This window comes from Primorskyibacter flagellatus (assembly GCF_014638275.1).
Taxonomy (GTDB): Bacteria; Pseudomonadota; Alphaproteobacteria; order Rhodobacterales; family Rhodobacteraceae; genus Pseudooceanicola; species Pseudooceanicola flagellatus_A.
In genome coordinates this window covers 203,990-213,325 of the sequence record NZ_BMFJ01000004.1, presented here as the reverse complement: position 1 = coordinate 213,325, position 9,336 = coordinate 203,990, and the positions used below count along the sequence as shown (strand labels likewise).

General features: G+C 67.3%; 9 protein-coding genes. 7 read left to right on the top strand and 2 right to left on the bottom strand.

Going from position 1 to position 9,336, the window contains the following annotated elements; all coding sequences use genetic code 11:
* The 7 genes from IEV87_RS21625 to IEV87_RS21595 form a co-directional block, all read left to right on the top strand.
* The coding region (locus IEV87_RS21625; RefSeq protein ID WP_229737769.1) for an N-acyl homoserine lactonase family protein at positions 1 to 809 on the top strand (809 nt) is incomplete at its 5' end.
* 54 nt (positions 810 to 863) lie between these two features.
* Complete coding sequence (locus IEV87_RS21620) at positions 864 to 1,511, top strand: GntR family transcriptional regulator (RefSeq protein ID WP_188479804.1); 648 nt, start codon at positions 864 to 866, stop codon at positions 1,509 to 1,511.
* Between the two features lie 54 nt (positions 1,512 to 1,565).
* The gene (locus IEV87_RS21615; RefSeq protein ID WP_188479803.1) at positions 1,566 to 2,144 is read left to right on the top strand and encodes a cysteine hydrolase family protein; all 579 of its coding nucleotides are present in this window, start codon (positions 1,566 to 1,568) and stop codon (positions 2,142 to 2,144) included.
* Between the two features lie 194 nt (positions 2,145 to 2,338).
* Positions 2,339 to 3,562 carry an FAS1-like dehydratase domain-containing protein gene (locus tag IEV87_RS21610; protein WP_229737768.1) on the top strand — a complete coding sequence of 408 codons (1,224 nt, stop codon included), beginning with the start codon at positions 2,339 to 2,341 and terminating at the stop codon, positions 3,560 to 3,562.
* A 16-nt stretch (positions 3,563 to 3,578) separates the two neighbouring features.
* Positions 3,579 to 4,730, top strand: coding sequence for a CoA transferase (locus IEV87_RS21605; RefSeq protein WP_188479802.1), 1,152 nt, complete (start codon positions 3,579 to 3,581; stop codon positions 4,728 to 4,730).
* The gene (locus IEV87_RS21600) at positions 4,727 to 5,920 is read left to right on the top strand and encodes a CaiB/BaiF CoA transferase family protein (RefSeq protein WP_188479801.1); all 1,194 of its coding nucleotides are present in this window, start codon (positions 4,727 to 4,729) and stop codon (positions 5,918 to 5,920) included. Before IEV87_RS21605 ends, IEV87_RS21600 begins: the two co-directional genes overlap by 4 nt.
* 10 nt (positions 5,921 to 5,930) lie before the next feature.
* Positions 5,931 to 6,773 (top strand): FAS1-like dehydratase domain-containing protein, encoded by an 843-nt coding sequence (locus IEV87_RS21595; RefSeq protein ID WP_188479800.1) that lies wholly within the window; start codon positions 5,931 to 5,933, stop codon positions 6,771 to 6,773.
* Between the two features lie 57 nt (positions 6,774 to 6,830).
* Here the strand turns inward: IEV87_RS21595 and IEV87_RS21590 are convergent, their stop codons facing one another.
* Both IEV87_RS21590 and IEV87_RS21585 read right to left on the bottom strand, forming a co-directional pair.
* Complete coding sequence (locus IEV87_RS21590; RefSeq protein ID WP_188479799.1) at positions 6,831 to 7,796, bottom strand: tripartite tricarboxylate transporter substrate binding protein; 966 nt, start codon at positions 7,794 to 7,796, stop codon at positions 6,831 to 6,833.
* Complete coding sequence (locus tag IEV87_RS21585) at positions 7,793 to 9,334, bottom strand: tripartite tricarboxylate transporter permease (protein ID WP_188479798.1); 1,542 nt, start codon at positions 9,332 to 9,334, stop codon at positions 7,793 to 7,795. Before IEV87_RS21585 ends, IEV87_RS21590 begins: the two co-directional genes overlap by 4 nt.
* Positions 9,335 to 9,336: the final 2 nt, after the last annotated feature.

Below are 9,336 nucleotides of genomic sequence, written 5' to 3'. Positions count from 1 at the left end.
GAGGAGCCGCCATGAAGACCTGGGAGATCTACGCGATCCGCCATGCCACGAACGACACCCGCACGCGGGGTGTGAACTTCATCGCGGACAGGGACCCGACCGCGCCCCTGACGCTCGACTTCTTTTGCTGGGTGCTGAAATCGGGGGAGGAAATCATCGTCGTCGACACCGGGCTTGACCCGGCGAAAGGCGGGAAAAACGGCCACCGCCAGGTGATGAGCCCGCCGGAGGGCTGGGCCGCGCTCGGCATCGACCCGGCTGAGGTCGAAACCGTCGTGCTGACCCACGCCCATTACGACCACCTCGGCTATCTCGACGCCCTGCCGAACGCCCGTTTCCTGATGCAGGCCGAGGAAATGGCCTATGTCACCGGCCCGTGGATGGAGAAACCCGCCTTCCGCCACGCCTACTGGCCGGACGAGATCGCGCGGCTGGTGCATCTTCTCCACGACGACCGCCTGCACCTGCACGGCCGCACCCATGAGGTCGCCGAAGGCGTCACCGCCCACTGGACCGGCGGCCACTGCGCGGGGCAGGAGGTGCTGCGGATCCACACGAAACGGGGCTGGGTCGTCCTCGCCTCCGACGCTTTGCACTATTACGAGGAATACGAACGCGGCGTCCCCTTCGCCATTGCCTTCAGCATCGCCGACATGCTCGCCGCGCACGACCTGATCCGCGACCTCGCCGACGGCGACGACAATGTCCTCCCGGCCCATGATCCGCGGCTGCTCGATCTCTACCCGAGCCTGCCGGGACATGAGGGGCGTATCCTGCGACTTGACCAGCCGCCGGGGAAAGCGTCATGAAGGGATGCATTTTGCACCCCCGATCACCCCGCTGCGGGGCGGAAGGGGCCAGACATGGACGGCGTCGTGAAGCACCAGACCAAGGAAGAATATGTCGCGGACTTTCTGCGCGAAGGCATCATCTCCGGGCATTTCCCGCGTGGCTCCAAGCTGAAGCAGGCGCAGATCGCGGAGATGATCGGCACCTCGATCACCCCGGTCCGCGAGGCGATCAAGCTGCTGGAGGCCGAGGGCTTCATCCTCGGCAGCTCGCACCGGGGCGCGACGGTGGCCCCCTTCGACATCAACGCGACGGAGGAAATCACAGATCTGCGCGTGACGCTGGAGTGCAAGCTTGCGCTCCGGGCGGTCAGCCGTCTGACGAAGAACGACATCGACGGCCTGCGCGACCTGCAGGACCAGATCGAGGCCGCCGCAGCGCGCGGGGATCGCGATGCCGTCCGGTCGATCAACTACCGGTTCCACGAACGCATCTACCAGGCCGCCGACCTGCCGCAGACGCTGCGGTTCGTCCGCACGCTCTGGGCGCGCTTTCCCTTCGATCTCATCAACAAGCTGGATCACCGGATCGACCGCGCCAGCCAGGAACACCGGGAAATGCTGAGCGCGCTGATCTCCCGCGACGAGGCCGCCTTCCTGCAGGCCCTGCGCACGCACATCCGCGCGGGCTGGGACGAGTTCAAGACCAGCTACACAGAATAGTCCCCGCGCCCTCTCCGGCGCGGGCCCCTGCCCCGCACCGGAAAGGACACCGCGATGGCCTCTGATACGATCCTGCTTGTCATGGACATGCTCAACGACCTCGTTCACCCCGAGGGCATGGGCGGGAAGACCTATGTTCCGCTCATGCAGGAACGCGGAGTCTATGACGCCACCGCTCTGGCCATTTCCCGGGCGCGGGCGGCCGGGGTCATGGTCGGTTACGTGCGCGTCGGTTTCTCGCCGGATTACGCCGAATGCCCGCCCGGGTCCCCGGTGTTTTCCAAGGCGCGGGACAACGGCGTGTTCAAGCTGGGTGAATGGGGCACGGAGGTGCTGGGCGCCTTTGCCCCGCAGCCCGGCGATCCGGATATCGTCAAGCATCGCGTCAGCCCGTTCCACGGCACGAAGCTGGAGCCCCTGCTCCGCGCACAGGGGATCCGGCGGCTGGTGCTTTCGGGAGTGTCGACCAACGGGGTCGTTTCCGCCGCCGTGCGCGAAGGGCATGACCGCGACTACACCTGCATCCTGCTTGAAGACTGCTGCGCCGGGGCGACCGCCGAAGAGCATGAGCACGCGCTGTCGGGCCTGCGCCGCTACGCCACCGTCACCACGGCGGCCGAGGTCAGTTTCTGAGCGAGTCGCAGGAATAATGCATTAAAACAGGAAAGGGTCGCCTCGAAGCCCGTCACGTAACTGTATCGAACGATAGCATACACCTGAAAAACAACAAAACACGCTGACTTGACCTGCCTCAGAATAATGCATTATATGAAATCCAACGGCAGACGCCACGACACGAGACATCAGACCGACAGGAGACCCCGACAGTGAGCACCGCAGAGAAGATCAAGGACGACGACGCCAAGGGCATGGGTGGCGCGCCCGCCGAAGGAAAGATCACGGACGAGGCGATTGCCGCCGCGAAGGACATGATCGGCCTGCAGCTTCGTCCCGAGGGCCCCTACCTCCAGGACGCGACCTCGGATACGCTGCGCAACTGGTGCAACGGCATCGGCGACCTGAACCCCCTTTACCGCGATACCGGGTATGGCGCGGCTTCCCGCTTCGGCACGCAGCTCGGCCACCCGATGTTTCCGATGGCGCTTGGCTGGATCGGGCGGACAAGATGGGGCCTGCCGGGCGTCCACGGCTTCTACGCCGGCAACGACTGGGAGATCTTCCGCCACATCCGCCCCGGCGACCGCGTCAACGCGATCGAGCGCGTGATCGGGATCGAGGAGAAGGAATCCAAATTCTCCGGCCGTCTCGTCCTGCAATATGTCGAAGCCACGTATTTCAACCAGCGCGGAGAGATGCTCGCCCGGGCGCTTGGCACCTGCACCCGCCACGAACGCAAGGCGGCGCGGGACGCGGGCAAGTACAAGGACATCAAGACCTACGACTACAGCCCCGAGGAATACGAACAGCTCGACGCCTGCATCATGGAGGAACCGTCGAAGATCCGTGGCTCCAAGGTGCGCTACTGGGAAGACGTGACCGAGGGCGAAACGCTCGACACCATCGTGCGCGGCCCGCTGTCGCTGATGGACACCATGGGCTTCCTCGTCGGATCCGGGCGCGGCCATACCCATGGCGTCGTCTTCCAGGCCGCGATGAAGCACCCCGGTCACTTCTTCCGCAATCCCGAGGCGGGCGGCGGCATCGAATACACCGGTATCGGCCACCATCGCGAAAGCACGGCCAAGGAGGTCGGCGTGCCCGGCGTCTACGACTACGGCCCGCAGAGGTCGTCGTGGATGGCCTCGCTCGTCACCAACTGGATGGGCGATGCGGGTTTTCTCAAGCGGGTGCGGACCGAGATGCGCCGCTTCAACACCATGGGCGACAGCACCTGGTGCAAGGGCAAGGTGGCGAAGAAGTATATCAAGGACGGTCACGCGCTCGTCGACATCGAGATCTGGGGCGAGAACCAGCGCGGCGAACTGACCACGCCGGGCACCGCCACCGTGGCGCTGCAATCGCGCGACCCGCAGCTGCGCGCCTTCCTCGACTGCGGCGCGCTGGATCTGGACCTGCCCGTCGTCCGCTGAAGAAAGGAACCCGGCCATGACCGACACGCCGCTTGCAGGCATCCGCGTCATCGAACGCGCCACCGGCGCGGCGGCGGCACAGGCCGGGCGGCTGATGTGCCAGATGGGAGCAGAGGTCATCATGGCCGAACCCCCGGACGGCACCCCGCTGCGGCAGGAGCCTCCCCTCCTGCCCGGCGGCACCGGGGCGCTCTTCGCGTTCCTTTCCGCCGGCAAGCGCAGCGTGATCTGCGACCCGGCCTCTGACGGTTTCGGGCCGGACATGGACCGGCTTCTGGCCACCGCCGACATCCTGATCGACGACACCCCGCTCAGGGACCGCGCCGCACTTGGCCTCGACCGGGACCGAGTGGCGCGGGATCATCCGGGGCTGGTCCATCTCTCCGTCCTGCCCTTCGGTGCCCATGGGCCCAAGGCCGACTGGCGGGGAGAGGAGCTGACCCTGATCCATTCCGGCGGCGAAGGCTTCCTGCTGCCGAACGGGCTGTCCGCCGACCTTTTCCCCGACCGCCCCCCGCTGAAGATCGCCGGGCATTTCGCGCAGATGCAGGGCGGCACGACCGCCGCCATGGCGGCGCTTGCGGCGCTCTGGTCCGGGCAGGGGCAGTTTGTCGATGTCTCGGTGCAGGACGCCAATGTCGCGGTCGGCGCCTTTGCTGTGCAGCGGCTTGGCGACGGATCGGTCGAACATCGTCTCACCCGGTCATTCAAGTTCGGCGGCGTCATCGAATGTGCCGACGGATATGTCGAACTCCTCACGCTGGAATCCCGCCAGTGGCAGGGCCTGGTCGACCTGCTCGGCGCGCAGGACTGGGCCGCCGATCCCGACCTGGCCGATGAGGTCGGGCGATCGGCCCGCGGGGCAGAGATCAACGCCCGCATCCGGGCCTGGGCGCGCGACTGGAAGGTCACCGACCTCGTCCGCGCGGCGCAGGACCGCGGTGTCCCCATGGCCCGTTACAACACCCCCGAACAGGTGCTGGACGGGGCGCAGGAAAACGCGCGCGCCATCTTCCATCCTGTGAAGACCGAAGGCGGCCCGGTCCGCGTCCAGTCCCTGCCCTTCCGCTTCGGTCCGGAGGCGTTGCCCGTCGGCCCCGCCGTCCCGGCCCCCGGCGCGGACCAGTCGCTGCTGACCCGGACCGACATGCGGAGGGCCACGGCATGAAGCCCCTCGCCGGACTGCGGATCGCCGATTTCACCGTCCACGCGGCAGGACCCTTCTGCACCCATATGCTCAGCCAGCTCGGGGCAGAGGTCATCAAGGTTGAAACCGCCCTGCGCCCCGACATCTTCCGCAAATCCCACGCCGTCTATGGCCGGCAGGGGCCGGCGACCTTCGATCAGGTCTCCTCGAACAAGCTGTCGGTGCGGCTGAACCTCAAGCACCCCGATGGAGTCGCGCTGGCGAAGCAACTGGTGGCGGTATCGGACGTGGCCGCCGAAAGTTTCCGCGCCGGGGTGATGGACCGGCTCGGCCTCGGTTACGACGTGCTGAAGGCGGTGAAGGAGGACATCGTGATGGTCTCCGTCTCCTCCTCCGGCCAGACCGGGCCGGAAAGCCACTTCGCCGGCTACGCCCCGCTCTTCGGGGCATGGGGCGGCATCGGTCACCTCTCGGGTCACGCCGACGGCCCGCCGGTCGAGATGCGGCATGTCATGGACCATTCGGTCGGGATGAACGCCGCGCTCGCGACACTGGCCGCCCTGCACCGCCGCCGCCGTACCGGAGCGGGCTGCCATGTCGACGTCGCCGCGCGCGAGGTCGCCTCGGCCCTCGTCGGGGATGCGTTGACCGCCGCCTCCGCCGGGATCAGGGTCGACCGCATGGGTAACGCCGATCTCCGCCGCGCGCCGCACGGGCTGTATCCGTCACGGGACAGCGACCGATGGATCGCGATTGCGGTGTCCTCCGATGCCGAATTCCGCAGCCTCGCCGCGGTTATCGGCCATCCGGAACTGGCCACCGATCCGCGCTACGCCACCGCCGCCAGCCGCCATGGCAATGCCGCCGGGCTCGACGGGCAGATCTCCGCCTGGACCTCTGCCCGGACGGCCGAGGCCGCGACGGATCTGCTCCAGTCCGCCGGGATCGCCGCCCACGTTTCCTGGGCCGCGTCGGACATCGTTTCGGATCCGCATATGCGGGCGCGGGGATCGATCCTCGATGTCGCGGAAACCGGCGGGGCCATTCGCGCCGCGGTCGGACGGGTGGCGCGCTTTTCCTCGGACGACAGTCCCGGCATCACGCGGGGCACGCCTGACCTGGGCGGCGACGAAGACTATGTCTATGGCGAACTCCTCGGTCTCAGCCGGGCGCGCATCGACGACCTGGTTGCGGACCGGGCGATCTACTGAAGGACAGCTGATGACCGAACCCGACCATTCCGACGCCATCGGCCGGACCGAACGGCACGTCGACCCTCTGTCACCCGACCGCGCCGCGGCACTGGCGGCGACGCTCGACCTGGACGACGCGCCCGGTACCGGCGACGCGCTGCCGCCGGGATGGCACTGGCTGTACTTCAACCCCTTCGTGCGGCGCAGGGACGTCGGTGCGGACGGGCATCCCAAACGCGGCGGCTTCCTGCCCGCCGTCACCCTGCCCCGCCGGATGTGGGCAGGCGGGCGGCTGACCTACCACAGCCCCCTGATCATCGGGACAGAGACCCGGAAGCAAAGCGAGATCGTGGACGTCACCTCCAAGTCGGGTCGCGCGGGACAGCTGGTCTTCGTCACCGTGCGGCACCGGCTGAGCCAGTCCGGCACGCTCTGCATCGAAGAAGAGCAGGACATCGTCTACCGAGAGGCCCCTGGCCCCGGTGCGCCAAGGCCGACCCCGCCCGACGCGCCCGAAGGCGCCACCCGCGCGCAGACCGTCACCCCCGACCCCGTGCTGCTGTTCCGCTATTCCGCGCTGACCTCCAACGGCCACCGCATCCACTACGACCGCACCTACGCGCGGGAGGAGGAGGACTATCGCGACCTCGTCGTGCACGGCCCCCTCACCGCGACGCTGTTGCAGGGCTTCGCTGCCGCAGGTGGCCGCCGGCTGACACGCTTCGACTTCCGCGGCGTGGCCCCCCTGTTCTGCGACCGCCCCTTCACGCTGCAGGCGGGGGCGGAGACGGAGGGGACCCTGCCGCTCTGGGCGAAAGGTCCCGAGGGTGAACTGGCCATGCAGGCCACCGCCACCCTCGCCCCCGCCTGACAGACGGCACCGCGCCGCCGGATCGGTTCCGGCGGCACGGCTGTTTCCTGCTGTCGCCTACTGGGGCTCGATCCCCGCGTTCCGGAAGATCTCGCCGTATTCCCTGTAGGTCCGCTCGATCTCCGCCTTCGCGTCGGTGGCGTTCATGTACATGATCGGAATGTCCGCCGCGCCGGTGACCTTGGCGAAGGTCTCGTCCGTCTCGGCCTTGGCGAGCGCGTCGGACAGCCGTTCGATGATTTCCGGCGGGGTGCCCTTCGGCGCCATGATCCCCGCGCGACCGTCCATCGCCAGCGTGTAGCCGTATTCGTCAATCGACTTGGCCTCGGGCCAGGAGGGCTGGCGGAAGGTCGTCAGCACCGCCAGCGTCTTGATGTCGTCGGGATACTTGGCATGCAACCCGCCCGACATCGCCAGCACCGACTGCTTGCCGAGGATGGCGTTGATCATCTCTCCGCCGCCCTTGACCGGAACATAATTGACCTCCAGCCCCTCTTTCTTCGCGATCTCCTGCATGATCATGCGCGCCCCCGGGCTCAGCGTGGCATAGGCGAAACCGGGGTTTTCCTTCGCCCAGGCCACAAAGCCGTCAAGGTCGTCGTATGGCGCGTCCTTCTGGGTGATCAGACCGGCCTGGTAGACGGTGATGAACCCCGCCCATTCGAAATCCTCGGGGGTGAAGGTGATCCGTTTCATCAGGAAGGGATCCTGGTTCACGACCGAATTCGCGTGGAACATGATCGTGTAGCCGTCCGGCGTCGCCTGGGTCAGTTCGCGCGCGGCGACCCCGCCCCCGGCACCGGGCTTGTTGACGACGTTGACCGGCTGGCCCAGTTCGTCCGACAGGACCTTGGCCGCGGCCCGCGCGACAAGGTCGGTCTGGCCGCCGGCGTTGTAACCGACAAGCATGGTGATCGGCTTGTCGGGATAGCCCTGCGCCTGGGCCGCGCCGGCCTGCCCGAAGGCGGCCAGCGCCAGTGCCGCGAGCGCGGCGGTGACTTTGCGTCTGTCTGGATGTTTCACGATATCCTCCCTTTCGTGATGGTGGTTCCGGTGTCGCGGACGGTTCCGACCGCCCCGCCCCCGCTGCGGCCCCGCGCCAGCGCGACAAGAACGACAGCGGTCAGGGCGATGAAGACAAGGGCAATGGGATGCCCGGTCAGGTTGCTCCACCTGTGATCGAGGATCTGCAGCGACTGGCGGAACGACAGTTCGACGCTTGGCCCGATGACAAATCCGATCAGGAAGGTGACGAAGGAGAAATCCAGCTTCTTGGCGAGAATGCCGAGAACGGTGAAGGCCAGCATGATGTAGATGGCAAAGATCGACCCGGTCTCCATCCACGCGCCGATGCAGCAGAGGAACAGCACCACCGGAATGATCAGCCGGACCGGTACCGTGGCGACGCGGGCAAAGATGCGCTGCCCGGTATAGCCGATGAACAGCAGGATCCCGCTGGCGCAGAGCATGGCGGCATAGACCGCGGCGACCAGTTCGGGCTGTTCCTGGAACATGCGCGGGCCGGGGGTCAGCCCGTGCAGCACGAAGGCGGCGATCAGGATCGCGGCGATGACAGAGCCGGGAATGCCAAGCGCGAAGAGCGGCACGAAACTGGCGGGCACAACCGCGTTGTCTGCGCTCTCGGCTGCGGCGACGCCCTCGATCCGGCCGGTGCCGAACTCCTCCGGGCGGTCCGAGGCCCGGCGCGTCGCACCATAGGACAGGAAGGACCCGACACTCGCGCCCAGACCGGGCAGGATCCCGACGACCGACCCGATCAGCGTGCCGCGCAGGATCGGCGCGAAACAGCGCTTCCAGTCGGACCAGAGCACCACGCGGTCCTCCGGCCGGGTGCCGTCGACGATCTGCTCCGTCTCCCGGTCCAGCTGGCGCATGTTGCCCGCCTGCACGATCATCTCGGCCACGGCGAGCATCCCGATGGCGATCGGAACCAGCGGCAACCCGTCGTCGAGGTCGAGCAGGCCGAAGGTCAGCCGCGGGATGAAGGTCTCGGTCTCCAGCCCGACGGTGGCGAAGAACACGCCGAAGGCCCCGGCTATCAGCCCCTTCAGCAGCGACCGCCCCGAAAGCCCGCCGATGAATGTCATGGAAAAGACGAGGATCGCGCACAGCTCCACCGGGCCGATCAGCAGCGCATAGCGGGCCATCGGCGCGGCAAGGCAGATCAGCAGTACCGTCGACAGGAAATCCCCGATGACCGAGGCATAGAGCCCCATCTTCAGCGCCTTCTGCGCCTTGCCCTGCCGCGCCATCGGATAGCCGTCCAGCGCGGTCGGCGCGGATGACGGTTCTCCCGGCGTGTTCAGCAGGATGGCGGACACGGCGCTGCCCGCAGCCGACCCCTTTGCAATGCCGATCAGCAGGGCGATCGCGGCGACCGGCTCAAGATAGAAGGTCAGGGGAATGGCCACCGCCACCCCGGTCGCCTTGCCCAGCCCCGGCAATACGCCAAGCACATAGCCAAGCGTGACCCCGGCGCAGATCCAGGCCAGTGTGTAGACGGTCAGAACGTCGGCAAATCCGTGGATCAGGTCCTGCATGA

What these genes read in the sequence shown, in the direction of transcription:
- IEV87_RS21620 (WP_188479804.1), top strand. Translation starts at nt 864, where the DNA reads ATGGACGGCGTCGTGAAGCACCAGACCAAGGAAGAATATGTCGCGGAC.
- IEV87_RS21615 (WP_188479803.1), top strand. Translation starts at nt 1,566, where the DNA reads ATGGCCTCTGATACGATCCTGCTTGTCATGGACATGCTCAACGACCTC.
- IEV87_RS21605 (WP_188479802.1), top strand. Translation starts at nt 3,579, where the DNA reads ATGACCGACACGCCGCTTGCAGGCATCCGCGTCATCGAACGCGCCACC.
- IEV87_RS21600 (WP_188479801.1), top strand. Translation starts at nt 4,727, where the DNA reads ATGAAGCCCCTCGCCGGACTGCGGATCGCCGATTTCACCGTCCACGCG.
- IEV87_RS21595 (WP_188479800.1), top strand. Translation starts at nt 5,931, where the DNA reads ATGACCGAACCCGACCATTCCGACGCCATCGGCCGGACCGAACGGCAC.
- IEV87_RS21585 (WP_188479798.1), bottom strand. Translation starts at nt 9,334, where the DNA reads ATGCAGGACCTGATCCACGGATTTGCCGACGTTCTGACCGTCTACACA.